Origin of the sequence: Streptomyces sp. NPDC002181 (genome assembly GCF_042890485.1) — a bacterium.
In the GTDB taxonomy this organism is placed as follows: domain Bacteria; phylum Actinomycetota; class Actinomycetes; order Streptomycetales; family Streptomycetaceae; genus Streptomyces.
The window spans coordinates 588696-614658 of the sequence record NZ_JBIASC010000001.1 but is presented as its reverse complement, the minus strand read 5'-3'; the positions used below and the strand labels follow the sequence as shown (position 1 = coordinate 614658).

The following is a 25963-nucleotide window of genomic DNA, read 5'->3' as shown; positions in this document are numbered from 1 at the left end:
TCGGGCTAGCCTCTTCACGTGTCCGCGCGTCCGTCCGTCCTCACCGACCCCGAGCAGCTCAAGGAGCTCCTCGGCATCCCCTTCACGCCCGAACAGCTGGCCTGCATCACCGCCCCCGCCGCCCCCCAGGTCATCGTGGCCGGCGCCGGCTCCGGCAAGACCACCGTCATGGCCGCCCGCGTCGTCTGGCTGGTGGGCACCGGAGCGGTCGCCCCCGAGCAGGTCCTCGGCCTGACCTTCACCAACAAGGCGGCCGCCGAGCTCGCCGAGCGCGTACGAAAGGCCCTCGCGCGGGCCGGCATCACGGATCCGGACCCTTCGCCGGCCGATCCCGACGCGGCCGGCGGCGAGCCGCGCATCTCCACGTACCACGCCTTCGCCGGGCAGCTCCTGAAGGACCACGGCCTGCGCATCGGCCTGGAGCCCAGCGCCCGCCTCCTCGCCGACGCCACCCGCTTCCAGCTGGCCGCGCGCGTGCTCCGCGAGGCCCCGGGCCCGTACCCGGCGCTCACCAAATCCGTCCCCGACCTGGTCAGCGACCTGCTCGCGCTCGACGGAGAGCTCTCCGAGCACCTGGTCACCCCGGAGGCGCTGCGCGCGTACGACACGGAGCTCCTCGACGTCCTCGCGGGCACGAAGCTCACCAACGAAGACCTGCGCAAGGTCCCCGAGGCCGTGCGCGGCCGCCTCGAACTGCTGGAGCTGACCGAGCGCTACCGCACCGCCAAACGCTCCCGCGACCTGCTCGACTTCAGCGATCAGATAGCCCTCTGCGCGCAGCTCGCCACCACCCGGCCCGAGGTGGGGGAGCTACTGCGCGAGGAGTTCAAGGTGGTCCTGCTCGACGAGTACCAGGACACCTCCGTGGCCCAGCGGCTGCTGCTGTCCGGCCTGTTCGGCGGCGGCAGCGGGCACGCGGTGACCGCCGTCGGCGACCCCTGCCAGGCGATCTACGGCTGGCGCGGCGCGTCCGTGGCCAACCTGGACGACTTCCCCGAGCACTTCCCGCACGCCGACGGACGCCCGGCGACCCGGTTCTCGCTGAGCGAGAACCGGCGCAGCGGCGGCCGCCTCCTCGACCTGGCCAACGAGCTGGCCGCGCCGCTGCGCTCGATGCACGAGGGCGTCGAGGCGCTGCGCGCGGCGCCGGGGGAGGAGCGGGCCGGCTCCGTCCGCTGCGCGCTGCTGGACACGCACGCCGAGGAGCTGGAGTGGCTCGCGGACTCGGTCGCGCACCTGGTCCGTACGGGGACGGAGCCGCGCGAGATCGCGGTGCTGTGCCGCTCGGCCCGGGACTTCGCGCAGATCCAGGCCGTCCTGGTGGCCCGGGACGTGCCGGTGGAGGTCGTCGGGCTGTCCGGGCTGCTGCACCTGCCGGAGGTCGCGGACCTGGTCGCGGTCTGCGAGGTGCTCCAGGACCCGGGCGCCAACGCCTCGCTGGTCCGGCTGCTGATCGGCCCGCGCTGGCGGATCGGCGCGCGCGACCTGGCCCTGCTGGGGCGCCGGGCGCGGCAGCTGATCGGCCGTGCGCCGGGCGAAGTGGATCCCGACGAGCGCCTCGCGGCGGCGGTGGAGGGCGTGGACCCGGCGGAGGTCGTCTCGCTGGCGGACGCGCTGGAGACGTTCCTGGACGGATCCTCGGCCGCCTCGGACGACCTCCCGTTCTCCGCCGAGGCACGGGTCCGCTTCGCGCACCTGGCCCAGGAGCTGCGAGACCTGCGGCGCTCGCTCGCGGACCCGCTGATGGACGTACTGCACCGGGTGCTGGCCGCGACCGGCCTGGAGGTGGAGCTGTCGGCTTCGCCGCACGCGCTGGCGGCCCGGCGCCGCGAATCGCTCTCCGGATTCCTGGACGTGGCGGCCGGCTTCGCCTCCCTGGACGGCGAGGCGTCCCTGCTGGCCTTCCTCGGCTTCCTGCGCACGGCCGTCCAGTACGAGAAGGGCCTGGACCACGCCCTGCCCGGCGGGGAGAACACGGTGAAGGTGCTCACCGCCCACAAGTCCAAGGGGCTGGAGTGGGACGTGGTGGTGGTCCCGGACCTGTGCGCGGGCTCCTTCCCGAAGGAGAGGGCGCCGGAGCCGTGGACCTCGTACGCGAAGGTCCTGCCGTACGCCCTGCGCGGCGACGCGGCCACCCTTCCGCAGGGCCCCGCGTGGACCTCGGCGGGCCTGAAGGCCTTCAAGTCCTCCCTGAAGGAGCACAAGGCGGTCGAGGAACTCCGCCTGGGCTACGTGACCTTCACCCGGCCGCGCTCGCTGCTCCTGGCCTCGGGGCACTGGTGGGGCCCGACGCAGAAGAAGCGCCGGGGCCCTTCGCCGTTCCTGTCCTCCCTCCACGACCACTGCGCGGCGGGCAACGGGGAGATCGAAGCCTGGGCACAGGAACCGGACCCCGACGCGGAGAACCCGTCCCTCGCCACGGAGTCCACCCCGGACCGGTCCTGGCCCCTCCCCCTGGACCCGGAGTCCCTGAGACTGCGCCGGGAGGCGGCGGCCCTGGTCGAAGCGCACCTGGCCGCTCCCGGGCCGGCCCCGGCCCCGGAGGCCCACCTCTGGCCCCCGCACTGCGAGGACCCGTCGTACGCCGAGGAGCCGGACGGCGGCGACCTCTGGGCGGCGGACGCGGCGACCGTCCCGCACCCCCGCAGCGGCGAGGGCCTCCGGGCCGAGGAGCCCTGGGCCGAAGACCCGTGGGGCGAAGACCCGTGGCCCGAGGACCCCTGGGCCGAGGAGGGCGAGCCCGGTCCGACGGCCGGAGCGCTCCGGGCCGGCCCCACCCCCGAGGAGGCCCGGGCCATCGCGTCCTGGGACCGGGACCTCGACGCCCTGGAGGGCGAGCTGCGGCGCACCCGCGTCGCGGTGCGCGACGTGGAGCTGCCGCCCGCCCTCTCCGCCAGCCAGCTCCTGCGCCTCGCCGCCGACGAGCAGGGCTTCGCCCGCGACCTCGCCCGCCCGATGCCGAAGCCCCCGCAACCCGCGGCGCGCCAGGGCACGCGCTTCCACGCCTGGGTCGAGTCCCGCTTCGACGAGCTCCCGCTGCCGCTCCTCGACGTCCTCGACCCCGCGACCGAGCTGCCCGGCTCCGACCAGGACATCGTCGACGAGGCCGACCTCGACTCCCTCAAGGCCGCCTTCGAGCGCAGCGAGTACGCCGACCGCACCCCGTACCGGATGGAGGCGCCCGTCCAGCTCACCCTCGCCGGCCGCGTCATCCGCGGCCGGATCGACGCCGTGTACCGGAACGAGGACGGCTCGTACGAGATCGTCGACTGGAAGACCGGCCGCACCACCGAAGCCGATCCGCTCCAGCTCGCCGTGTACCGCCTGGCCTGGGCGGAAGCCACCGGCACGCCCCTCGACCGGGTCGCCGCCGCCTTCCTCCACGTCCGCAGCGGCCGCGTGATCCGCCCCCGCGGCCTCCCCGGCCGCGACCGTCTTGAGCGGATCCTCCAAGGCAAAACGGACACGGACAGTGACCGGCACCCCGACAGTTAGGCTCGTGGGCATGAGCGAAACCCCGGCGGACAGCGTCGTCCGCACCGTCCGCACGTACATCGACACCCACCGCGCCGCCTTCCTCGAAGACCTCGCCGAGTGGCTGCGCATCCCCTCCGTCTCGGCCCAGCCCGAGCACGCGGACGACGTACGCCGCAGCGCCGAGTGGCTCGCCGCCAAGCTCAAGGAGACCGGCTTCCCGGTCACGGAGGTCTGGCCGACCGCCGGCGCGCCCGCCGTCTTCGCCGAGTGGCCGAGCGCGGAGCCGGACGCCCCGACCGTCCTCGTCTACGGTCACCACGACGTGCAGCCCGCCGCCGTCGCCGACGGCTGGCACACCGACCCCTTCGAGCCCGTGATCCGGGACGGCCGCATGTACGCGCGCGGCGCCGCCGACGACAAGGGCCAGGTCTTCTTCCACACCCTCGGGGTACGGGCCCACCTCGCCGCCACCGGCGCCGAGGCCCCGGCCGTCCACCTCAAGCTGCTCATCGAGGGCGAGGAGGAGTCCGGCTCGCCGAACTTCCGGGCCCTCGTCGAGCGCGAGGCGCGGCGCCTCGCCGCCGACGTCGTGATCGTCTCCGACACCGGCATGTGGTCCGAGACCACCCCCACCGTCTGCACCGGCATGCGGGGCGTCGCCGACTGCGAGATCGACCTGCACGGACCCGACCAGGACATCCACTCGGGCGCCTTCGGCGGGGCCGTGCCCAATCCGGCCACCGTCGCCGCCCGCCTGGTCGCGGCGCTGCACGACGCCGACGAGCGGGTCACGATCCCCGGTTTCTACGACAACATCGCCGAGCTGACGGACGAGGAGCGGGCGCTGATCGCCGAGCTGCCGTTCGACGAGGGCGAATGGCTGCGCACGGCCAAATCGCACGCGGCCGCCGGCGAGAAGGGCTACTCCACCCTGGAGCGGGTCTGGGCCCGCCCGACCGCCGAGGTCAACGGCATCGGCGGCGGCTACCAGGGCCCCGGCGGCAAGACCATCGTGCCCGCCTCCGCCCACCTGAAGCTGTCGTTCCGCCTGGTGTCCGGGCAGGATCCGTACGAGGTCGAGGCGGCCGTCCGGGACTGGGTGGCGGCGCAGGTCCCGGACGGGATCCGGCACTCCGTCGTCTTCGGCGCCCCCACCCGGCCCTGCCTGACCCCGCTGGACCACCCGGCGCTGCAGTCGGTCGTACGGGCCATGGGCCGGGCGTTCGGCGAGAAGGTCCGCTTCACCCGCGAGGGCGGCTCCGGACCGGCGGCCGACCTCCAGGACGTACTGGAGGCGCCCGTCCTGTTCCTCGGCATCTCCGTGCCGTCCGACGGCTGGCACTCGCCCAACGAGAAGGTCGAGCTGGACCTGCTCCTCAAGGGAGTCGAGACGGCCGCCTACCTGTGGGGCGACCTGGCCGCCTCCCGCGGGAAGCCCGCCTGACGCACGCAGCGGCGCCGCGCACCGGCACCACGCACCACGCACCAAACACCACGCACCACGCACCACACGTACCGAGTCACCGAGCCTGCCTGTCCCACCACCGGGGGAGTTGGAAGTACCTGTGAGCACCCATACCGAGCACCCGATCTCGCTCGCCGCGCCCAGCGGAATCGACCGGGCCGCGCACCACCGCCTCGACGAGGCCTGGCTCGCGGCCGCCTGGAGCCACCCGACGACCCGCGTCTTCGTGGTCTCCGGCGGCCAGGTCCTGATCGACGACACCCCCGACGGCGGGACCGGCATCGTCATGACCCCGGCCTTCGAGGCCCCGGTCACCGAGACGCACCGCTACTTCCTGGGCACCGACGACGACGGCGTACGGTACTTCGCGCTCCAGAAGGACTCCCTGCCCGGCCGCATGGACCAGTCGGCCCGCCCGGCCGGCCTGCGCGAGGCCGGACTGCTGCTGTCCCCGCGCGACGCCGGGCTGATGGTGCACGCCGTGGCCCTGGAGAACTGGCAGCGGATGCACCGCTTCTGCTCGCGCTGCGGCGAGCGCACCGTGGTCGCGGCCGCCGGGCACATCCGCCGCTGCCCGGGCTGCGGCGCCGAGCACTACCCGCGCACCGATCCGGCGGTGATCATGCTGGTCACCGACGAACACGACCGTGCGCTGCTGGGCCGCCAGGTCCACTGGCCGGAGGGCCGCTTCTCGACGCTCGCCGGGTTCGTGGAGCCGGGCGAGTCGATCGAACAGTCGGTCGTGCGCGAGGTGTGGGAGGAGGCGGGCATCAGGGTCGGCGAGGTCGAGTACGTCGCCAGCCAGCCCTGGCCGTTCCCGTACAGCCTGATGCTCGGCTTCACGGCGCGCGCCACGACCACCGAGATCACCGTCGACGGCGAGGAGATCCAGGAGGCCCGCTGGTTCTCCCGCGAGGAACTGCGCGCCGCGTTCGAATCGGGCGAGATGGTGCCCCCGTCGGGGATCTCCATCGCGGCCCGGCTGGTCGAGCGCTGGTACGGGGAGCCGCTGCCGCGCCCGGTCGCGTAAGGCTTCTCACACGCGGAAGGCCCCCGCCGCGGCGGGGGCCTTTCTGTTCACGCGGTGCGCCGGCGGGCGGCTCAGACGGCGAGGGCCTGCTTGACCTGGGCCAGGCTCGGGTTCGTCATGACCGACTCGGCGCCGGCGGCGGACTTCACGAGCACGGTCGGGACCGTCTGGTTGCCGCCGTTCGCCTTCTCGACGAACGCCGCGGACTCCGGGTCCAGCTCGATGTTGATCTCGTTGTACGCGATGCCTTCCCGGTCCAGCTGGGTCTTCAGCCGGCGGCAGTAGCCGCACCAGGTCGTGCTGTACATCGTGACGGAACCCGTGTCCTGCATGCTGCGCTCTCCTCTGTGGGGTCTGGGTGGTCCGAGTACTCGAACGTACGGGACCCCGGGGCCATTCCCGTACCCGCGGCGGGGCCGGGGCGCCCGAGTACGTCACCTGCGCCGCGTACGTCAAGTACGTCCATACGACGATCACGCGCACCTGTGGACGGCTTTCCCTTCCGTCCCTGGAGACCTGGCAGCATGGCGGGGTGACATCAGCAACGCACCTCACCTCCTTCCCCGCCGGCGCGGAATCGGCCGACGCGGTGCTCCTGGGCCTGGACCCGGAGCAGCGCGAGGTCGCGACGACCCTGCGCGGGCCGGTGTGCGTGCTGGCGGGCGCGGGCACGGGCAAGACCCGGGCGATCACCCACCGGATCGCCTACGGGGTCCGCTCCGGCCAGCTGATGCCGGCCAGCGTGCTGGCCGTCACCTTCACCAACCGCGCAGCCGGCGAGATGCGCGGCCGCCTGCGCTCCCTCGGCGCGGGCGGGGTGCAGGCGCGTACCTTCCACTCCGCCGCCCTGCGCCAGCTCCAGTACTTCTGGCCCAGGGCGATCGGCGGCGAGGTGCCCCGGCTCCTGGAGCGCAAGATCCAGTTCGTCGCCGAGGCCGGCGCCCGCTGCCGCATCCGCCTCGACCGGGGCGAGCTGCGCGATGTCACCGGCGAGATCGAATGGGCGAAGGTCACCCAGACCGTGCCCTCCGACTACCCGGCGGCCGCCCTGAAGGCGGGGCGCGAAGCCCCCCGGGACATGGCGGAGATCGCCCAGATCTACGGGACGTACGAACAGCTCAAGCGCGACCGCGGAATGATCGACTTCGAGGACGTGCTGCTGCTCACGGTCGGAATCCTCCAGGACCGCCACGACATCGCCGAGCAGATCCGCACCCAGTACCAGCACTTCGTGGTGGACGAGTACCAGGACGTCAGCCCGCTCCAGCAGCGGCTGCTCGACCTGTGGCTCGGCGAGCGCGACAGCCTCTGCGTCGTCGGCGACGCCAGCCAGACCATCTACTCCTTCACCGGAGCCACCCCGGACCACCTGCTGAACTTCCGCACCCGCTATCCGCAGGCCACCCTGGTCAAGCTGGTCCGCGACTACCGCTCCACCCCCCAGGTGGTCCACCTCGCCAACGGGCTCCTCGCCCAGGCCAAGGGCCGCGCCGCCGAGCACCGCCTGGAGCTGCTCTCCCAGCGCGAGCCCGGCCCCGACCCGGTCTACGCCGAGTACCCGGACGAGCCCGCCGAGGCCGAGGGCGTCGCCCTGCGCATCCGGGACCTGATCGCGGCGGGCGTCCCGGCCGGCGAGATCGCCGTGCTCTACCGCATCAACGCCCAGTCCGAGGTCTACGAGCAGGCCCTCGCCGACGCCGGCGTCCCGTACCAGCTGCGCGGCGCCGAGCGCTTCTTCGAGCGCGCCGAGGTGCAGAAGGCGATCCTCGCCCTGCGCGGCGCCGCCCGCTCCGGGGGCAACGACCCGCTGCTCGACGACGTCGTCGAGCTCGGATCCCAGGTCCGGGCGGTGCTCAGCTCCACCGGCTGGACCACCGAGCCGCCGGCCGGGTCCGGGGCCGTCCGCGACCAGTGGGAGTCGGTGGCCGCCCTGGTCCGCCTCGCGGAGGACTTCGCCCGCGGCCGGCCGGGCGCCACCCTGGCGGACCTGACCGTCGAGCTGGACGAGCGCAGGGCCGCCCAGCACGCCCCCACCGTGCAGGGCGTCACCCTCGCCTCGCTGCACGCCGCCAAGGGCCTGGAGTGGGACGCCGTGTTCCTGGCCGGGCTCACCGACGGCATGCTGCCGATCACGTACGCCAAGACCGACGAGCAGGTGGAGGAGGAGCGCCGGCTGCTCTATGTCGGCGTCACGCGGGCGCGGCTGCACCTGACGCTCTCCTGGGCCCTCTCGCGGGCTCCGGGCGGCCGGGCCTCCCGACGCCCCAGCCGTTTCCTGAACGGCCTGCGGCCGGGCTCTGCGGCCCCGGGAAGCCGGCCGGGCGCCCCGGCCGAGAGGGGGGCCCGCAAGCGGCACCGCGGGCCGACGCTGTGCCGGGTCTGCGGCAAGACCCTGACCGAGGCCGGCGAGCTGAAACTGATGCGGTGCGAGGACTGCCCGTCCGACATGGACGAAGGCCTCTACGAGCGGCTGCGGGAGTGGCGCGCGGGGCAGGCGCAGGAGCAGGGACTGCCCGCGTACTGCGTGTTCACGGACAAGACGCTCGTGGCGATCGCCGAGGCCCAGCCGTCCGAGGAGGGCGAGCTCTCGATGATCTCTGGAGTCGGCCGCCGCAAGCTCGACCGGTACGGAGCCGATGTCCTGGCCATCTGTGCAGGTCAGGAGCCTGGGGCCGCGGATGCCGGCGACGCGTAGAAACTCGTCGGAAAAATAGTTTGCACATGCCCGGCGAATCCCCATAGGTTCTTAGCAACGGAAACGGTGGCTTCTCCGAAGCTCCGGATCCGTGCTGTACTTATCCGAATACGTATGGGACAGGCCCCCGGGCCACCGTCCCCGAGACGCCGAGAGGAGGCGAGACCAGTGACCAGCTTCATCACCACCACCAAAATGACCGATCGCTCGGTCGCCGCTTCCTGCACGCTCGGCTCCTCCTCGCTCCTCCCGCTCCTGGGTACCGGTCTGTCCGCGATTTCCGCTGACAGCCGCGCCCTGCTGGCCGCGCCCTCCGCGCTCCTGGCGAGCGAGCGGAATGAGCGACCGACCCAGGCATCGGTGGCAGTAGTGGAAGCCCAGGCGCATGGCGCCTATGGCTTCGCTGCCGCAGCCGGTGCCGGAGTCCAGACGAAGCAGACGAAGCAGCAGCACCACCTGATGTGGGCCTTCCGCGGGCTCGAACCCTGGAGTGATCCAGCCTGATCCGAGATCAGGCCGGCGCCTTCAGGGCCGCGGAACCCCAACCGGGATCCGCGGCCCTTCTGTTTGTCCCCGACCAGGGGACGACGGCACGAAGGAGCCTCGGGACTGGCAAGACCAGGTACCAGCCGCCCCCGGCCGAACCCGGCCGGAACGACTAGCCAACCAAGACGAGGAAGAAAACACCGTGCAACTCGAAGCGCACGCCCCGTCCGTACCGCAGACCCAGACGATCTCCCCGCCCGCAGTCCCGGAGGACTCCACCTTGACTCCCCTCACCGCGCTGACCGCGCTCGACGACGCCATCGAGAACCTCGGCGTACCCGTCGCCTGCCGCACCTACGACCCCGAGGTCTTCTTCGCCGAGTCCCCGGCGGACGTCGAGTACGCGAAGTCCCTTTGCGCCACCTGCCCGCTGGTCGAGGCCTGCCTCGCCGGTGCTCTGGAGCGCCGCGAGCCCTGGGGTGTCTGGGGTGGCGAGCTCTTCGTCCAGGGCGTCGTCGTAGCCCGGAAGCGGCCCCGCGGCCGTCCGCGCAAGAACCCGGTTGTCGCGGCATGACCGCCATCGGAACCATCGACCGCCCCGTGACGCACGACCCCTTGAAGCAGGCCCTCATGACCGCCCACACGACGAGCGAGCAGCCGCACGGCTCCGCCCACGCAGACTTCATCACCGCCGGCGCGATCACCTCGCGTCAGAACAGGACCCGAGAAATGCAACTCATCCCAGAAGCCCTGGCCCGTGCCCATATGAGCGACCGCATGCGCGAGGCCGACGCCGAGCGTCGCGCCGTGCGCCTGGTCGCCGCCCGCCGCATGCAGCGGCGAGCCGAGCGCGTCTCGCTGCGCGCCCGGCGGGCCCTCGCCATGGCCGTCATGCAGTAAGCAACCGCTGAACCGCCGCTGACCTGCGGCGCGGCAGCGTACGGGGGGACCGGTCCGAACGGACCGGTCCCCCCGGTGCGTTGCGGAGGGCTCTGCACCCCTCGCGGGGATATCGTCTGGAGGTGGACCAGCCCAATCCCCACTCCGCCCCGTCGGGCCCCGAGGCGCAGCCCGCCGTCTGCGCGCGCTGCGGCAAGCAGGCCCCCGACGGCGCCCCGCCCACCTGGACCTGCTCGGTGGAGAACGGGACCAGACAGTACTTCTGCGTCGACTGCGCGCGAGCCAACCTCAGGGCGATCGAGGGCCGCCTCGACTCGTCCTGGTGGTGACCGCGCCACCCGGCCTGCGCGCTCACTCGTCGGGCAGGAACCCCGGGAGCCAGGACTCCAGTTCCTCCCGCAGCCGCACCGTCGCGCCCAGCTGGCAGAGCACCCCGATGGTGCTCAGCGTCACCCGGTGGATCAGCAGGTACGAGGGCGGCAGATTGATCTGCCGGCCCAACTGGTGCGCGGGGGAGCGGGGATCGGCGATGCGCGCCGCCTGACCGCGCAGCCACGGCCGCGTGAAGGTGAACTCCTCCGCCTGGGCCGGTTCGATGATGGGCAGCAGATAGTCCAGCACCGCCTCCGGATCCAGTTCGATGGACTCCCTCACGAACCCCTCGGCGCACAAGTGCCCGTAGATCCCCTCGGCATCACCCTCCAGCGTCATCCGCAGGGAGGTGCCGATCGGCTTGGGCCAGCCGCCGGGCAGCCGGTCGACGGTGCCGAAGTCCAGCACGCCCAGCCGCATCCGGCCGTCCGCCCCCGCCAGCAGGCGGAAGTTGCCCGGATGGGGATCGGCGTGGAGCAGGCCGGTGCGCGCGGGCCCCGAGAAGAGGAACCGGGCCAGCAGCTGGCCGGCGCGGTCGCGCTCCTCCTGGGTGCCGTCCGCTATCACCTCCGACAGCGGGGTCCCCTCCATCCACTCGGTCACCAGCACCTGGTCGCCCTGGTGCACGACGTCCGGTACGACCACGTCCTCGTCACCGTCGAACGCGTCCGCGTGGGTCCGCTGGGCCTCCGCCTCCAGCTCGTAGTCCAGCTCCTCCGAGACCCGGTCGCGCAACTCCTTGATCAGCGGCTTGACGTCCATGCCCGGAATCAGCGGCCCCAGCAGCCCCGCGAACCGCCCCAGTTGTTTCAAGTCCGACAGCAGCGCCTCGCCGGCTCCCGGGTACTGGACCTTCACCGCGACCTGGCGGCCGTCGTGCCACACCGCCCGGTGCACCTGCCCGATCGAGGCCGCCGCGGCCGGCTTGTCCTCGAACTCCTCGAACAGGTCCCGCCAGTCGGCCCCCAGCCGCTCGGCCAGCACCTGGTGAACCGTCTGCGCGGGCAGCGGCGGGGCCGCCTCCTGGAGCTTGGTCAGCGCGGCCCGGTACGGCCCGGCGACCTCCTCGGGCAGGGCCGACTCGAAGACCGAGAGCGCCTGCCCGAACTTCATGGCACCGCCCTTCAGCTCCCCGAGGGTGCGGAACAGCTGCTCGGCGGTGCGCTGCTGGAGCTCGCGCGCCACGATCTCCGCCGACTTGCCCCCGATCCGCTTCCCCAGCCCCCAGGTGACCCGGCCCGCGAAGCCGAGCGGCAGCGCGGCCAGCTTGACGGTACGGGTGACCGCCTTCCGGGGAAGATCAGACATGCGCCCCTCCAATTCCCAGACAGCTGTGCCGCAAGCGGCGGTGCAGGATGACCCCTCGGCCAACCGCATCCTGTCATGGCGTCCCCGCCCCGCCCCGACCGAGGCGCCCGCTCGTCAGGTGGCGGGAATCCGGCCCTTGCCGGACAGCAACCGCCCCCATGGGACAGCATGGCCGGACAGCGGATCGCTTGGTGGGGAAAGGGCTGTGCATGGCAGGGCGGGGGCCTTCGAGGCAGGAACTGATCCGGCGGCGGCGTTCCACCGCCTTCATCGGACGGCAAGGCGAGGTCACGGCCTTCCGGGACGCCCTCACACAGTCCCCGGACGAGGCGGCGCAGTTCCTGTTCCACATCCGCGGCCCGGCCGGCGTCGGCAAGTCCACCCTGGTACGCCAGCTGGAGACGATCGCCCGTGAAGGGCAGGCCGTCACCGCGTACGTCGACGAGTCGGTCGCGGACGTCATCGAGACGATGGAGGTCGTCAGCGCGCAGTTCTCCCAGCAGGGCGTGGCGCTGAAGGGCTTCGACAAGCTGCTGGCCACCTATCGGCAGCGCCGTCACGAGGCGGACGTCGGGATGGCGACGGCCGCCGGCGGTGCCGACGCGGCGGCCGGCAGCGCCCCGTCGCCCTCGCCGTCCAGCATGATCGCCTCGCAGCTGGGCCTGGTCGGGCTCGGCATGCTTCCGGGTGTGGGCGCCTTCACCGGTGCGGTCGACCCGAACCAGGTCGCGGCCGGCGCGGACCGGGTGAAGGCCCTCCTCAGCACCCGACTGCGCAGTCACGGCGACGTCGAGCTGGTGATGTCCCCGTTGGACGTCTTGACCCCGGTGTTCCTGGAAGAGCTCGGGGAAGCGGCCCGCAAGCATCCGTGGATCACGCTGTTCTTCGACACCTACGAGCGCACCGGCCCCCTGCTGGACACCTGGTTGCGCGACGTGCTGGTCAGCGACCGCTACGGGGAGCTCCCGGCGAACGTGCTGGTCGTCCTGGCCGGCCAGTCGGGGCTGGCGGCCCGCTGCTGGGAGGACTGGTACGACCTGGTCACGGACTGGCCGCTGGAGGTGTTCACGGAAGCCGAGGCACGCCGGCTCCTCGCGGGGAAGGGCGTGACGGACGAGCGCGTCGTCGAGGTGATCCTCCAGCTGTCCGGACGGCTTCCGGTCCTGGTCTCCACGCTGGGTGAAACGCAGCCCGGCAGCGTGGAGGAGATCGGAGACCCCAGCGGAACCGCCGTCGAGCGCTTCCTCAAGTGGGAGGCCGACCCGGCCCGCCGGGCTGCCGCCCTGGCCTGTGCGTTCCCGCAGGAACTGGACGAGGACGTGTACCGGGCGGCGGTCGAGGAGGAGGCCGCCGAGCTGTTCGGCTGGCTGAGGTCGATGCCCTTCGTCACCGAGCGGTCCGGCCACTGCCGCTATCACGAGGTGGTCCGCAGTGCGATGCTGCGGCTGCGGCGCAGGCAGTCCCCGGTCGGCTGGGAGCGGCTGCACACCCGGCTGGCCGACGCCTTCCGGGTGCGGCGGGAACGTCTGGAGGAGGCCGTCACCCCGGCCGACGGCTGGTGGTCCGACGAGAGCTGGCGGGCACACCGCCTCCAGGAGACCTACCACCGCCTGTGCGCCGACCCGCGAGCCGCCCTCCCGGCCGCGCTGCGGGAGCTCGTCGACGCGTACGACCACGGCATCACCACCCTCCACCGCTGGGTCCAGGTCTGGATCCAGGCCGGCCGGGACACACAGGGCACCGAACTCACCGACTGGGGCGGGAGCCTTCGCACGGCCTCGGAGCAGCGCGACCCCGGCATCGCCACCCTGACGCTCCTGCTGTCGCGGGGCGCCCTCGACACCACGGGCCAGGCCTTCGCCCTGACCCTGCGCGGCCGGGACCACCGCAACGCCGAGCGGTACCCGCAGGCCCTGGCCGACTACGCACGGGCGCTCGCCCTCGACCCCGGGGCGGAGCGCGCCCACTACGGCCGGGGCCGAACCCACGAGCTCACCGAGCGCTTCGAGGAGGCGATCGAGGACTACACCCGCGCCATCGCGCTCGACCCCGAATACATTTGGAGCATCAGCAACCGAGGGGTCTGCCACCGCGCCATCGGGCAGTACGAGGAGGCGCTGGCCGACTTCGAGCGTGTCCTCGATCTCAACCCGGACGCCCACTGGACACTCACCCACCGCGGGGTGCTCCACCGCCTCACCGCACGCCACGACGAGGCCATCGCCGATTTCGAGCGCGCCGTCGAGATCAAGCCGGACAGTGCCTGGGCCCTCGCGAATCTCGGATTCGTGCTCAACACCAGGGGCCTGAACGAGGAGGCGCTGACCGCCCTCGACCAAGCGGTCGGATGCTCCCCGGACTACGCCTGGGCCCGCCTGATCAGGGGGCGCAGCCTCCGGAGCCTCGCACGGTACGAGGAGGCGCTGGCCGACTTCACCCGCGCCGCGGAGCTGAAGCCCGAGGACCCCGTGGCGCTCGCCGGGCTGGGCGAGGTCCTCCGGCTGACGGAGCGGTACCAGGAGGCACTGGACGCGTTCGACGGCGCCCTCGAACTCAGGACGAACTACCCCTGGGCGCTCGCCAGCCGGGGTGAGACCCACGCCGCGATGGAGCAGTACGAGCGGGCGCTGGAGGACTTCGACCGGGCCATCGAGCTCAGTCCGGACTACCAGTGGGCCTTCACGCGCCGGGGACGGGTACTCGAAGCGCTCGCCAGGCACGAGGAGGCCCTGGCCGACTACACCCGCGCCCTGGCCCTCGGATCCGACGAGGCCTGGGTCTTCGGCGAGCGGGGTGACGCCTTTCGCATGCTGGGGCGGTTCGAGGAGGCGCTGGGCGACTACGACCGCGCCGATGAGCTCCAGTCCGACAGCGTCGTGATCCTGGTGCGCCGCGGTGTCGTCCGACGGCTGTTCGGCCGGTACGAGGAGGCGTTGGCCTGCCTCACCCGCGCGATCGCACTCGAACCCGACGACGCCTGGGCGCACTACGAGACCGCCGTGGTGCTGCACGCGCTGCACCGCCCGGATCGGGACCGGTACCTGGACCGGGTGGTCGAGCTGCTGGGCCCGGGGAGCCCGGACGCCCCTCCCCGGTGCCCCGCGGACATCGGCAATCTCCTCCTCGCCCAGTGCGTCCGGCTTCACTGGGCCGAGGCCCGGCGCCACCTCGCGGACTTCATGGACCGCGACCCGTCCAGGGGCACGGTGCACGAACTGCTCATGGCCCTGCGCAGCCTGACCCCGGTGATCGCGTCGGCCGGGCCCAGGATCGAGGAGTTGTGCCGCGCGCTGGAGGAGCGGACCGGCCCGCCCTCGTAGGAGCCTCATGACGGCACCGCCTCCTCCGTCGGGACGCGGGCCGCCGCGCACGGGCAGCCGGGGTGGGGCCGCACCGGGGTCCGCTCCCAGTGCAGGTGCGGGAGGGCGGCTTCCCAGCGTGAGGCCGTGGACGCGGGCAGCTCGCCGTCGAGGAAGGACAGGGCGTGGGCCGCGGCCAGCCCCGCCACCGCCGTGGCCAGCCCCACATCGCAGGCCGCCGCGGTGCGGCGGCGGTGCGCCGAGCGCCATTGCACCAGCATCCGGGGCCAGGCGGGATCCGCCTCGACCCGGTCGCGTTCCATGCAGCCCGCGCACGCCGTGGCCCCGGGCAGCACCAGCGGCCCCACCAGCCCGGTGCCCTCCAGCACCCCGGCGTACAGATGAGGGGTGCCGGCGGCGACCCAGTCGGCCGCGGTGCCCGGATCCGGCGCCCACGCCTGGAGGCCGTCCCGGGGCGCGACCACCACCAGGGACACCCCCGGCTCGGGCCCCTCGTACTCCGCCGTCCGCGGCGGGCGCCCGGGGGCCGACGCGCGGACCAGTCCCGCCGCGGCCTCCGCACGCAGCCGGCCCACGCTGTCCGGGCCGAGCCCGCCCGGTGCCACGTCCGCCGGCTCCACCCGGCCGCCGTCGAGCACCTCCACCCGGCCCACGCCCGCAGCCGCCAGGACCCCGGCGATCACTCCGCCCACCCGGCCGCTCCCGCGCACCTGGACCCGTATGGCCCGCCGGGCCGCGACCCCCCGTAGATCACCGCCGGGCTCGCGGTGCACCAGCGACAGCGAACCGAGATCCGGCCCGAGCCGCTCCAGGACCTCCGCCCGCTTGCGCACGGCCTGGGCCCGCGGACCGCCCGCCGTGGCGTCGTCCAGCAGCCCGGCCGCCGCCAGCCGCCGGACCAGGGCGTCCACCTGCCCCTCCGGCAGCCCCACCGCCACCGCCTCGGCGCGCAGCAGCTCCATCCCCCGCGTCCCGTCGATCCGGTCGATCAGCGATCCCGTCGCCGTGTCCACCGGTCCGAGCACCACCGCGTGCGCGGGCGTCACCCCGAACTGAACCGTCTGCAGATCCCGCCAGGCCCTCGCCAGCGCCGGCTTCACCTTCGGATACATGGCTTCCCCCTCGTACGAACCCCGCCTCGTTCCCGTCCTCAGCAGAGTGCCCTCCCGCCCCCTCCCATGCGTGCATTTGTCCACAGCCAAGGGTTATTAGGCATATGAGATGAAGAAAAGGGGTGCCTCGTGTGCCGCCTTCGCATCCATCACGTCCGAACCGCGGAGCGGGGGGACTTCGGCCAGGCGAGCGGGTACGGTCTTGGGCGTGTCCGCCGACCCCCAGCAGCGCGCCGTCGAAGTCCGCCGGAGCGCGCGCCGCCGCAGGACCGTATCCGCCTACCGCGAGGGTGACCGTACGGTCGTCCTCATCCCTGCCCGGATGTCCGAGGCCGAGGAGCGGCGCTGGGTGGGGGTCATGCTCGACAAGCTGGCCGCCCAGGAGAGCAAGCGCACCCTCGGGGACGCGGAGCTCACCGAACGCGCCGAGCGTCTGTCCGGCCAGTACTTCGGCGCCCGTGCCCGCCCCCGCTCGGTGCGCTGGGTCACCAACCAGAACACCCGCTGGGGCTCCTGCACCCCCGCCGAAGGCAGCATCAGGCTCTCCCACCGCCTCCAGGGAATGCCGGAGTACGTCGTCGACTACGTGCTGCTCCACGAGCTGGCCCACCTGCTCGTCCCCGGCCACGGCCCCCGCTTCTGGGAACTGCTGGAGGCCTACCCGCGCACCGAACGGGCCCGCGGCTACCTGGAGGGAGTGGTCGCCGCGGAGCGCCTCCCCAAGGTCCCCGCGGCCCGCGAGGAGTGACCCGCCGGGCCCCCTGCTGCCGCCCGGCCCCGGCCGCCCGCTCCACCCCGCCCGACGCGCCCCGCTCCGCCCGACGCGCCCCGCTCCGCCCGGTCCGCGCCCCGCTATGTACCGGGTCGGTACCGACTTGGCCGGATGTCGGCGGATGCGGCTAGCCTGAGCGGCACGCAAATCACTGTCGGGATGGGGGACGGTCGTTACGTATGGCCAGGGAATTCCAACGCGGTCACAAGGCCAGGATCAGCGATCTGACGGCAGGCACGGATCTGTACGTGGGCGTGCAGATCGCCGGGCCCGGACTCGCCTTCGACATCAGCTGCTTCGGCCTTGACGCCGACGAGAAGCTGTCGGACGACCGGTACTTCGTCTTCTACAACCAGCCGAAGTCGCCGGAGGAGTCGATCCAGCAGCTCGGCGCGCAGGCGGGCGACACCGAGTCCTTCCGGGTGACGCTGGACCGCGTCCCGGCGGGCATCCACAAACTGTCCTTCACCGCCACCATCGACGGCGACGGACAGATGTCGCAGATCGGACCGGGCTACATCCGGATCGTGGCCGGCGGCGAGGAAGTCGTCCGGTATTCCTTCACGGGCGCGGAGTTCAGCACCGAGCGCGCGGTCATGCTCGGCGACTTCTACCTCAAGGACGTGTGGCGCTTCGCCGCGGTCGGCCAGGGCTTCGACGGCGGACTCGCCGCGCTGCTGAAGAACTTCGGCGGCGAGGTCGCCGAGGAGGACGAGCAGCAGGCCCCGCAGCAGCCGCAGGCGGCCGCCCAGGCCCAGGCCGGCGCCGCGCCGGGATTCGCCCCGCCGCCGCAGGGCGCCGCCCCGGCGCCGTCGTTCGGCGCGCCGGTCCAGGCCCCGCAGGCCCCGCAGGCGCCGTACGTTCCGCAGCCCGCGCCCGCCCCGGCCCCCGCGCCCGCCCCGCAGTACCAGCAGCCCGCCCCGCCCGCCCCGGTGCACTCGGCCCCGACCATGGTCGGCCCGATCGCCACCCCGCCGGCCCCCGCGCCGTACGGCCAGCCGCCGCACGCCCCGCAGCCGCCCGGCCCGCCCTCCTACGGCCAGCAGCCGCAGCCCTCGTACGGCCAGGTGCCCGGCTACGGCGGCCAGGTGCCGCCCCCCGCCCCGGCCCCCGCGCCCTACGGCCAGGTCCCCGGCCAGCAGCCGCCCCCGTACGGCCAGCAGATGCCCGGCCAGCAGCCCGGCTACGGCCAGGGCGCCCCGCAGGCCGCCGGCGCCGGCCTCGCCGCCGCCCTCCAGCCGTACAAGGAAGTCCCCACCGGCACCCGCTGGACCGCGCAGAACCAGCAGCTCATGCGCGTCGACCTCTCCATGGGCGGCCAGCCCGTCCTCGCCCGCCAGGGCAGCATGGTCCTCTACCAGGGCAAGGTCGACTTCAGCTACAAGGGCGCCGGCTTCGCCGGCCGCATCGTCGGCAACGCCACCGGCCAGGAGATGCAGCTGATGCGCTGCAGCGGCCGCGGCCAGGTCTTCCTCGCCGAGAACGGCGCCCACCTGCACGCCATCGAGCTCCAGGGCGACGGGATCTGCGTCTCCGCCGAGAGCGTCCTCGCCTTCGACGAGTCCCTCCAGCACGAGGTCCGCCGCATCGAGGGCCACGGCATCCCCGGCGGAGCCCTGTTCACCATGCTGTTCCAGGGCTCCGGCACCGTGATCGTCAAGACGCACGGCACGCCCGTGGTCCTGCCCGTCACCCCGACCACCTTCGCCGACAGCAACGCCATCGTCGCGTGGTCGGCGGCCTCCCAGGTGATCGTCTCCAGCCAGGTCCGGCTGCGGCGCAACGCCTACCCCGGCCACAGCGGGGAGACCGTGAACCTCCAGTTCCGCGGCGCTCCCGGCAACTTCATCGTCGTCCAGCCGTACGAGGTCTGAGGGAGCCCCACATGAATGCCATGAACGCAATGAACCAGCAGCTCGCGGGCTACGCCCCCACCCCCGTCACGGCCCGCATGGAGAACCACGGCAGGGCCATGCTCAAGGTCGCCATGCAGAGCGGCCAGGACCTCTTCGCGCGCACCGGGTCGATGGTCGCGTACGAGGGCTTCGTCCAGTACGAGCCCAACCCGCCGGCCCTGCGCCAGATGGCCTCCCAGTGGCTCACCGGCGAAGGCGCCCCGCTGATGAAGTGCACCGGCGACGGCCTGCTCTACCTCGCCGACTACGGCGCCGACGTCGTCGTCATCAACCTCAACAACGACGCGCTGTCGGTCAACGGCACCAACCTGCTCGCCTTCGACGCCCACCTCCAGTGGGGCGTCGAGCGGGTCAAGGGCATGGCGAAGTTCGCCGGCCAGGGCCTGTTCAACGTGCAGATCTCGGGCACCGGCTGGGTCGCCATCACCTCCCGCGGCACCCCGATCGTGGTGGACTGCGGCCGCGGCGACGACGAGACGTACGTCGACCCCGACGCGCTCGTCGCCTGGTCCCCGAACCTCAAGGTGAAGGGCAAGCGCAGCTTCAAGGCCTCGTCGATGATCGGCCGGGGCAGCGGGGAGGCCTACCAGATGGCCTTCTCCGGCCAGGGCATCGTCGTCGTACAGCCCAGCGAGGACAGCACCGACCGGCTCCGGACCCGGGGCTGAGGGGGAGCGGACACACATCATGCAGAGCTCACTTTTCGGCCACGCCGAGCAGCAGTCCCAGGAGCGGTACGCCGTCCAGAACCCGCAGCTGCTGCGGGTCACCCTGGCCGGCTCCGACGACGTCCTCGCCCGCAAGGGCGCCATGGTCGCCTACCAGGGGATCATCGACTTCGACGGCGAGTACCAGAGCACCACGCAGCGCACCGCCCGCGCCCGCACCGGCGAGGGCCTCGACCTGATGCGCTGCTCCGGGCAGGGCACGGTCTACTTCGCCAACCTCGCCCAGTACGTCCACGTCGTCGACGTGGACCAGGACGGCCTCACCGTCGACAGCAGCTACGTGCTGGCCATGGATTCCACCCTGCACACCGAGGCCATCGCGGTGGACAGCCAGTACGGGATCTCCGGCTCCGGCAAGTACCAGCTCAACATCACCGGCCGCGGCAAGGTCGCGCTGATGACCTCCGGGCAGCCGCTGATGATGCAGGTCACGCCCGACAAGTACGTCAACGCCGACGCCGACGCGATCGTCGCCTGGTCCACCTCGCTGCGCGTGCAGATGCAGGCCCAGACGCACTCCTCCGGCGTCTGGCGGCGCCGCGGCAACACCGGCGAGGGCTGGGAGCTCAGCTTCCTCGGCACCGGCTTCGCGCTGGTGCAGCCCAGCGAGGTGCTGCCGCCGCAGAACGCCCAGCTCGGTCAGGGCATGGCCGCGCAGTACGGGATGGGCCAGCAGGGCGTCCACGCCCAGAACCAGAACAACGCCTGGAACTAGCGAGGACCAGCGCGCCCGTCAGCACGGGGAAGGGGCGGCTCCGCGGGATGCGGGGCCGCCCCTTCCGGGCTGTCGGGCGGGTGTCAGAGCCGCGCCCGGGTCGCCTCCATCAGCCGTACGACCGAGGTGTCGGCCGCCGCCGCCACCTCCTCGTACGCGAACCAGCGCAGGTCCAGCGACTCCTCGCTGATCTCCGCCACCGCGTCGGCCGGGGCCAGCGCCGCGTACTGCACGTCCAGGTGCCAGTTGCACGGCGCCGGGATCGGGTGCCGGTCCAGCCGTACGGGGCCGCCCGGGAGCAGGGTCAGCCCGGAGGCGATGCCCGACTCCTCGACGGCCTCGCGCAGCGCGGCGCCCGCGAGGGTGGTGTCCTCGGGCTCGCAGTGGCCGCCCATCTGGAGCCAGATGCCGAGCTTCTTGTGCAGGGTCAGCAGGACGCGCCCGCCCACCGGGTCGATGACCAGGGCGCTGCCGGTGACGTGCCCGGCCTGGCAGGGCTTGTACATCCCGTCCGGGTGGGCGGCCAGGTGTTCCAGATAGAGATCGCGCAGCTCGGGCTGGTCCTCGTACCGCTTGAGGACCAGCACCGCGTCGTCGTAGAGGCTCACTTCTTCGTGTCACCCTCGCCGTCGGAGTCGGAGTCGGAGTCGGAGTCGGATGCGGAGCCGGTGCCGCCCTGCGGCCCCTGCTCGCCCTGCTCACCCTGTGCGCCCTGTTCGCGCTTCTGCGCCGCCTCGCCGAGCATCTTGTCGATCTCGGAGAAGTCCAGCTGCTCGCGGTGGACGAACCCGTCCGGGTCGTCCAGGTCGGAGGCCGTCGGCAGCATGTCCGGGTGCTCCCACAGCCCGTCGCGGCCGTCCACACCGCGCGCGTCGGTCAGCGAGGCCCACAGCCGCGAGGCGTCCCGCAGCCGGCGCGGGCGCAGCTCCAGCCCGACCAGCGTCGCGAAGGTCTGCTCTCCCGGGCCGCCCGAGGCGCGCCGCCGGCGCATGGTCTCGCGCATGGCGTCCGCAGAGGACAGCCGGGGCTTGGCCGCCTCGTGCACGACCGCGTCCACCCAGCCCTCGACCAGCGCGAGCGCCGTCTCCAGGCGGGCCAGGGCGGCCTTCTGCTCGGGGGTGTCCTGCGGCTGGAACATGCCGCCCTGCAGGGCCTCCTGCAGCTGCTCCGGGTTGGTCGGGTCGAGCTGGCCGACCACGTCCTCCAGCTTCGAGGTGTCGACCTTGATGCCGCGCGCGTACCCCTCGACCGCGCCGAACAGGTGCGAGCGCAGCCACGGCACGTGTGCGAAGAGCCGGGCGTGGGCCGCCTCGCGCAGGGCCAGGTACAGCCGCACCTCGTCGGCGGGGACGCTCAGGTCCTTGCCGAAGGCCTCGATGTTCAGCGGCAGCAGGGCGGCCTTGCCCGCCGGGCCCAGCGGCAGCCCGATGTCGGTGGAGCCCACGACCTCGCCCGCGAGGGTGCCCACGGCCTGGCCGATCTGCTGGCCGAACATGGCCCCGCCCATGGAGCGCATCATCCCGAGCAGCGGGCCCGCCATGGCCTGCATCTCCTCGGGCAGCACGCCGCCCATGGCGGCGCCCACGCGCTCGGCCACCGGGTCCACGAGCTCCTTCCACACCGGGAGGGTCGCCTCGACCCACTCGGCGCGGCTCCACGCGACGGCCGTGGTGGCGCCGGAGGGCAGCGAGGTCACCCCGTCCAGCCAGTGGTCGGCGAGGCGCACGGCCTCCTCGACGGCGGACTTCTCGGCGATGCCGACGCTGGAGTCCTTCACGCCGTCCGCCGTGCCCTGCGCGACGGTCTGGCGGGCGATGTCCTTGGCCATGTCCCAGTTCACGGGACCGCCCTCGTAACTGAGCATCTGGCCGAGCTGCTGGAAGGCCGCGCCCAGGTCGTTCGGGTTCATCGAGCCGAACATCGCCGCGAACGGGTTGTCCGCGCCGCCGGGGCCGCCGGCTCCGCCCGGCAGGCCCATGCCGGGGAACCCGAACGGATTCGGGCCGCCCTGACCGCCCTGATTGCCCTTCTTCTTGCCTTCGTCGCCGTTCTCCGGCTCCTCCGGCGGAAGGCCGAATCCGAATGGGGTGTCGCTCACGGGTTTCCTCGGCTCGTAGGGCCGCCGGCGGGAGCCGACGGGAAATGGTCCGACAACACCACCCAGCGTAGACACCGGACCCGCTTCCGGGCTCGGTGCTCCGCCGACTCCTGGGCTGCGGCAGGATGGACATCACCTGGTGGGTACGCGTCACGGCGCGTCCCTACTGAAGACAACCGCTGGAGACGCCTGGTGAGTTCCCCAGATCCACAGGTTCACGCGCCGCACGACGCCGAAAACCGCCCTGAGCACGGCGAGAGCGCCCACGGCGTTCGCCGGCCGCGAAACCAGGGCGCACGAGGCCCGGTGATCGCCGTGACCGGCGCCGCTTCCGGGGTCGGGGCGGCCCTGGTCGCCCGGCTGGCCGCATCCGACGAGGTCAAGCAGGTCGTGGCGATCGACGAGCGGCGCGGCGAGTGCGCGGCCGCGCAGTGGCACGTCCTCGACGTACGGGACCCCGCGATCGCCGAGAGACTGCGCGGGGCCGACGTGGTCGTCCACCTGGCGCTGGACCTCGACCTGGAGACGGATCCGGCGGCCCGTACGGCGTACAACGTGCGCGGGACCCAGACCGTGCTGACGGCGGCAGCGGCGGCCGGGGTGCACCGGGTCGTGCTGTGCACGTCCTCGATGGTCTACGGGGCGCTGCCGGACAACGACATCCCGCTGTCGGAGGACTCCGAGCTGCGGGCCACGGCCGAGGCGACGGGCGTCGGCGACCTGCTGGAGATCGAGCGGCTGGGCCGCCGGGCCCCGCGCGCCCACCCGGGCCTGAACGTGACGGTGGTCCGCCCCGCGGTGCTCGTGGGCGGTACGGACACGGCACTGACCCGGTACTTCGAGTCCCCGCGCCTGCTGGTGGTGGCCGGATCCCGGCCCACCTGGCAGTTCTGCCACGTGGAGGACCTGGTCAGCGCGCTGGAGTACGCCGCCCTGGAGAAGGTCGAGGGCGAGCTCGCGGTGGGCTGCGAGGGCTGGCTGGAGCAGGAGGAGGTCGAGGAGCTGAGCGGCATCCGCCGCATGGAGCTCCCGTCGGCCGTCGCGCTCGGCGCGGCGGCGCGACTGCACCGGATCGGCCTGACGCCGTCCCCGGCGGGCGACCTCGCGTACACGATGCACCCGTGGGTGGTCAGCGTCAGCGTGCTGCACGCGGCGGGCTGGCGGCCGCGCTGGACCAACGAGGAGGTGCTGGCCGAGCTCCTCCAGGAGGTCGCGGGCCGGCACACGGTCGCGGGGCGCCGGCTGGGCCGCAAGGACGCCACCGCCGCGGGTGCGGCGGGCGCCACGGTCGCCCTGCTGGGCGCGGCGGCAGTGGTCCGCGCGGCCCGTCGCCGACGCGGGCTCTGACCCGCCCAGACCCTCCGGCAGCCCTTCCGGCAGCCCTTCCGGCAGTGCCTCCGGCCGCCCGCTCCGGCGGCCGGAGGGCCGCAGGTCCTGTAGGAGGCTCCATACGCGTGGACCGTACAGCCGGTCGAATCGGCTATACCGCGATGTGAGACCCGTGGTGCACGATGGCTGCATGGCACCGCACTTCGACCACCCCGGCGAGCAGGCCGCTCCGGACCCGATCCGGCTGCTCGGAATCCGTGAGACCCCGCTCTCGATAGACGAGGTCTTCAAGGCCGTCGGCGACGACGCCACGGGCGGCACCACGCTCTTCGTCGGCACGGTGCGCAACCACGACGGCGGGGCCGACGTCGACGGGCTCGGCTACTCCTGCCACCCGACGGCCGAGGCCGAGATGCGCCGCATCGCCGAGCGGGTGATCGCCAAGTACCCGGTCCGCGCCCTGGCCGCGGTCCACCGCATCGGCGACCTGTCCGTCGGCGACCTGGCGGTGGTCGTCGCCGTGTCCTGCCCGCACCGAGGCGAGGCCTTCGAGGCCTGCCGGATGCTGATCGACGACCTGAAGCACGAGGTCCCGATCTGGAAGCACCAGACCTTTTCCGACGGCACGGAGGAGTGGGTCGGCGCCTGCTGAGGTGCGGGCGGACCCCCGCGCGCGAGGTGGGTGGGGCGAACGGGTACTGTCCCACCCGTTCGGCCGCGCAACACGCCCTCGATTTGCGTAACCCCCTCCCGGGCACGAGCGTTGAAGCCACCAACGACACGTACTTTCGGGGCAGGGAGGCACGTCCATGGCGTCACTGGCGTGGTTGCTGATTCCGCTGTTCGCCGCCATCGGAGCGGCGATATGGGGCAGCTGGGCGGCTCGCGACCGCACCCAAGGTGACATATCCGAACTCGCGGGATACGCGAGGTTCCGTGAAGCCATGGACAAGGCCGATCAGACCAGGGCGAAGGCAGCGGCCCATTCCGGTTCCGACGCGGTGTGACGCGTCCCGGACGAGGCCCCCTGAGTGTCCCCGGAATCCGCTGAGAGTTCCGCGCGGCGCCCCCGTACGGACCGGCCCCGGCGGCCGCCCGTCAGGACCGTCCCGTACTGTCGATCCATGCCACGCCGCACTGCGACGATGCTCGCCTCCACCCTCATGCTGTTCGCGCTGCTCTGCGCAGGGGTGTTCATCAAGGTCCCGTACTCGGAAATGAGCCCGGGCCCGACGGTGAACACGCTCGGCGATTCGCGCGGCGAGCCCGTCATCAGCATCGCGGACCACAAGACGTACCCGGCCAGTGGGCACCTCAACATGACGACGGTCCGCGTCACCGGCGCCGACTACGACATGAACCTGCTGGAAGCGGTCTACGGCTGGCTGTCGGACGACAACATCGTCGTCCCGCACGAGAACCTCTACCCGGACGGGAAGACGGAGGAGCAGTCCACCCAGGAGAACGCGGAGGAGTTCAGCCAGTCGCAGGAGAGCGCCAAGGTGGCCGCCCTCAAGCAGCTGGGCACGCCGGGCGTCACCACCCGCGTCGTGGTCTCCACCGTGGTCAAGGGCAGCCCCGCCGAGGGCAAGCTGCACGCCGGTGACGTGATCCGCGCCGTGGACGGCAGCCCGGTCAACGCCCCCGAGGACGTGGCCAAGCTGGTCACCAAGCGCAAGGCCGGCGAGCAGGTCGAGTTCACCATCGTGCCCGCCGCGGAGGCGGCCGAGGCCGAGAAGGCGCACCGCGAGCCCACCGGCTCGTCCAAGGTCGTGCTCACCACCGCCAAGGCGGAGGGCGACGGGCACGCCATCGTCGGCATCCGGGCGGGCACCGACCACACCTTCCCGTTCGCGATCGACATCAAGCTGGCCGACATCGGGGGCCCGAGCGCCGGGCTGATGTTCGCCCTCGGCATCGTCGACAAGCTCACCCCCGGCGATCTGACCGGCGGCAAGTTCGTCGCGGGCACCGGCACCATCGACGACGCGGGCAAGGTCGGCCCCATCGGCGGCATCCAGATGAAGACGATCGGCGCCCGCAAGGCCGGCGCCGAGTACTTCCTGACGCCCGCCGAGAACTGCGGCTCCGCCTCCGAGCACGTCCCCGACGGCCTGACCCTCGTGAAGGTCTCGACGATCGACGACGCGACGAAGGCGCTGGAGAAGATCCGCAAGGGGGACACGGCCGGGCTGCCGCAGTGCGGCAAGCCCTGACCGGTACGACGCGTCGTACCGGTA

The 25963-nt window shown here is 72.8% G+C and carries 22 protein-coding genes; 17 read left to right on the top strand and 5 right to left on the bottom strand.

Features of this window, described 5'->3' with window-relative positions:
* Positions 1 to 18 precede the first annotated feature (18 nt).
* From ACFYXV_RS02790 to nudC, 3 genes are all read left to right on the top strand, one after another.
* On the top strand, positions 19 to 3495 hold the full coding sequence (locus ACFYXV_RS02790) for a UvrD-helicase domain-containing protein (RefSeq protein WP_389381870.1): 3477 nt from the start codon (positions 19 to 21) through the stop codon (positions 3493 to 3495).
* A 10-nt stretch (positions 3496 to 3505) separates the two neighbouring features.
* Positions 3506 to 4921: a dipeptidase gene (locus ACFYXV_RS02785; protein ID WP_385465054.1), complete on the top strand. Its 1416-nt coding sequence runs from the start codon at positions 3506 to 3508 to the stop codon at positions 4919 to 4921.
* A 109-nt stretch (positions 4922 to 5030) separates the two neighbouring features.
* Positions 5031 to 5972 (top strand): NAD(+) diphosphatase, encoded by a 942-nt coding sequence (gene nudC / locus ACFYXV_RS02780; protein WP_383339931.1) that lies wholly within the window; start codon positions 5031 to 5033, stop codon positions 5970 to 5972.
* 71 nt (positions 5973 to 6043) lie between these two features.
* Here nudC and ACFYXV_RS02775 read toward each other — a convergent pair whose 3' ends face one another.
* Complete coding sequence (locus ACFYXV_RS02775; protein WP_030153502.1) at positions 6044 to 6304, bottom strand: mycoredoxin; 261 nt, start codon at positions 6302 to 6304, stop codon at positions 6044 to 6046.
* Positions 6305 to 6504: 200 nt separating this feature from the next.
* Between ACFYXV_RS02775 and ACFYXV_RS02770 the strand changes: the two genes are divergently transcribed.
* From ACFYXV_RS02770 to ACFYXV_RS02750, 5 genes are all read left to right on the top strand, one after another.
* A complete protein-coding gene (locus ACFYXV_RS02770; protein ID WP_385465058.1) occupies positions 6505 to 8667 on the top strand; it encodes an ATP-dependent DNA helicase UvrD2 in 2163 nt (720 codons plus the stop codon).
* A 168-nt stretch (positions 8668 to 8835) separates the two neighbouring features.
* Positions 8836 to 9171 carry a hypothetical protein gene (locus ACFYXV_RS02765; RefSeq protein ID WP_099889589.1) on the top strand — a complete coding sequence of 112 codons (336 nt, stop codon included), beginning with the start codon at positions 8836 to 8838 and terminating at the stop codon, positions 9169 to 9171.
* A 184-nt stretch (positions 9172 to 9355) separates the two neighbouring features.
* Entirely contained in the window at positions 9356 to 9727 is a 372-nt protein-coding gene (locus ACFYXV_RS02760) for a WhiB family transcriptional regulator (RefSeq protein ID WP_030153506.1), read from the top strand.
* The gene (locus ACFYXV_RS02755; protein ID WP_385465062.1) at positions 9724 to 10053 is read left to right on the top strand and encodes a hypothetical protein; all 330 of its coding nucleotides are present in this window, start codon (positions 9724 to 9726) and stop codon (positions 10051 to 10053) included. The genes ACFYXV_RS02760 and ACFYXV_RS02755 overlap by 4 nt, the downstream gene beginning before the upstream one ends.
* A 122-nt stretch (positions 10054 to 10175) precedes the next feature.
* Positions 10176 to 10382 carry a hypothetical protein gene (locus ACFYXV_RS02750; RefSeq protein ID WP_383339922.1) on the top strand — a complete coding sequence of 69 codons (207 nt, stop codon included), beginning with the start codon at positions 10176 to 10178 and terminating at the stop codon, positions 10380 to 10382.
* A gap of 22 nt (positions 10383 to 10404) precedes the next feature.
* On the opposite strand, the gene ACFYXV_RS02745 is transcribed toward ACFYXV_RS02750, so the two are convergent.
* The gene (locus tag ACFYXV_RS02745; protein ID WP_389381869.1) at positions 10405 to 11733 is read right to left on the bottom strand and encodes an ABC1 kinase family protein; all 1329 of its coding nucleotides are present in this window, start codon (positions 11731 to 11733) and stop codon (positions 10405 to 10407) included.
* A 209-nt stretch (positions 11734 to 11942) separates the two neighbouring features.
* Here ACFYXV_RS02745 and ACFYXV_RS02740 point away from each other — a divergent pair, with 209 nt between their 5' ends.
* Positions 11943 to 15053, top strand: a complete 3111-nt coding sequence (locus ACFYXV_RS02740; protein ID WP_389381868.1) for a tetratricopeptide repeat protein — start codon at positions 11943 to 11945, stop codon at positions 15051 to 15053.
* 5 nt (positions 15054 to 15058) lie between these two features.
* Here ACFYXV_RS02740 and ACFYXV_RS02735 read toward each other — a convergent pair whose 3' ends face one another.
* Positions 15059 to 16165, bottom strand: a complete 1107-nt coding sequence (locus ACFYXV_RS02735; RefSeq protein ID WP_389381866.1) for a ThiF family adenylyltransferase — start codon at positions 16163 to 16165, stop codon at positions 15059 to 15061.
* A 109-nt stretch (positions 16166 to 16274) separates the two neighbouring features.
* On the opposite strand from ACFYXV_RS02735, the gene ACFYXV_RS02730 reads away from it, so the two are divergent.
* The 4 genes from ACFYXV_RS02730 to ACFYXV_RS02715 all read left to right on the top strand — a co-directional run bounded on the left by ACFYXV_RS02730 (position 16275) and on the right by ACFYXV_RS02715 (position 20296).
* The gene (locus tag ACFYXV_RS02730) at positions 16275 to 16913 is read left to right on the top strand and encodes a M48 family metallopeptidase (RefSeq protein WP_385465078.1); all 639 of its coding nucleotides are present in this window, start codon (positions 16275 to 16277) and stop codon (positions 16911 to 16913) included.
* A 203-nt stretch (positions 16914 to 17116) separates the two neighbouring features.
* Positions 17117 to 18811, top strand: a complete 1695-nt coding sequence (locus ACFYXV_RS02725) for a TerD family protein (protein WP_389381865.1) — start codon at positions 17117 to 17119, stop codon at positions 18809 to 18811.
* A gap of 29 nt (positions 18812 to 18840) precedes the next feature.
* Positions 18841 to 19521, top strand: a complete 681-nt coding sequence (locus ACFYXV_RS02720) for an AIM24 family protein (RefSeq protein ID WP_383340269.1) — start codon at positions 18841 to 18843, stop codon at positions 19519 to 19521.
* A 19-nt stretch (positions 19522 to 19540) separates the two neighbouring features.
* The gene (locus tag ACFYXV_RS02715; RefSeq protein WP_385465084.1) at positions 19541 to 20296 is read left to right on the top strand and encodes an AIM24 family protein; all 756 of its coding nucleotides are present in this window, start codon (positions 19541 to 19543) and stop codon (positions 20294 to 20296) included.
* A gap of 83 nt (positions 20297 to 20379) precedes the next feature.
* Here ACFYXV_RS02715 and ACFYXV_RS02710 read toward each other — a convergent pair whose 3' ends face one another.
* Complete coding sequence (locus ACFYXV_RS02710; RefSeq protein ID WP_383339904.1) at positions 20380 to 20904, bottom strand: NUDIX hydrolase; 525 nt, start codon at positions 20902 to 20904, stop codon at positions 20380 to 20382.
* Positions 20901 to 22394 carry a zinc-dependent metalloprotease gene (locus tag ACFYXV_RS02705; RefSeq protein WP_389381864.1) on the bottom strand — a complete coding sequence of 498 codons (1494 nt, stop codon included), beginning with the start codon at positions 22392 to 22394 and terminating at the stop codon, positions 20901 to 20903. Before ACFYXV_RS02705 ends, ACFYXV_RS02710 begins: the two co-directional genes overlap by 4 nt.
* Positions 22395 to 22586: 192 nt before the next feature.
* Here ACFYXV_RS02705 and ACFYXV_RS02700 point away from each other — a divergent pair, with 192 nt between their 5' ends.
* The 4 genes from ACFYXV_RS02700 to ACFYXV_RS02685 all read left to right on the top strand — a co-directional run bounded on the left by ACFYXV_RS02700 (position 22587) and on the right by ACFYXV_RS02685 (position 25939).
* Complete coding sequence (locus tag ACFYXV_RS02700; protein WP_385465093.1) at positions 22587 to 23741, top strand: SDR family oxidoreductase; 1155 nt, start codon at positions 22587 to 22589, stop codon at positions 23739 to 23741.
* Positions 23742 to 23913: 172 nt separating this feature from the next.
* Positions 23914 to 24375, top strand: coding sequence for a molybdenum cofactor biosynthesis protein MoaE (locus ACFYXV_RS02695; protein ID WP_385465096.1), 462 nt, complete (start codon positions 23914 to 23916; stop codon positions 24373 to 24375).
* A gap of 157 nt (positions 24376 to 24532) precedes the next feature.
* Entirely contained in the window at positions 24533 to 24730 is a 198-nt protein-coding gene (locus ACFYXV_RS02690) for a hypothetical protein (protein ID WP_134071404.1), read from the top strand.
* Positions 24731 to 24847: 117 nt separating this feature from the next.
* A complete protein-coding gene (locus tag ACFYXV_RS02685; RefSeq protein ID WP_385465098.1) occupies positions 24848 to 25939 on the top strand; it encodes a PDZ domain-containing protein in 1092 nt (363 codons plus the stop codon).
* Positions 25940 to 25963 lie beyond the last annotated feature (24 nt).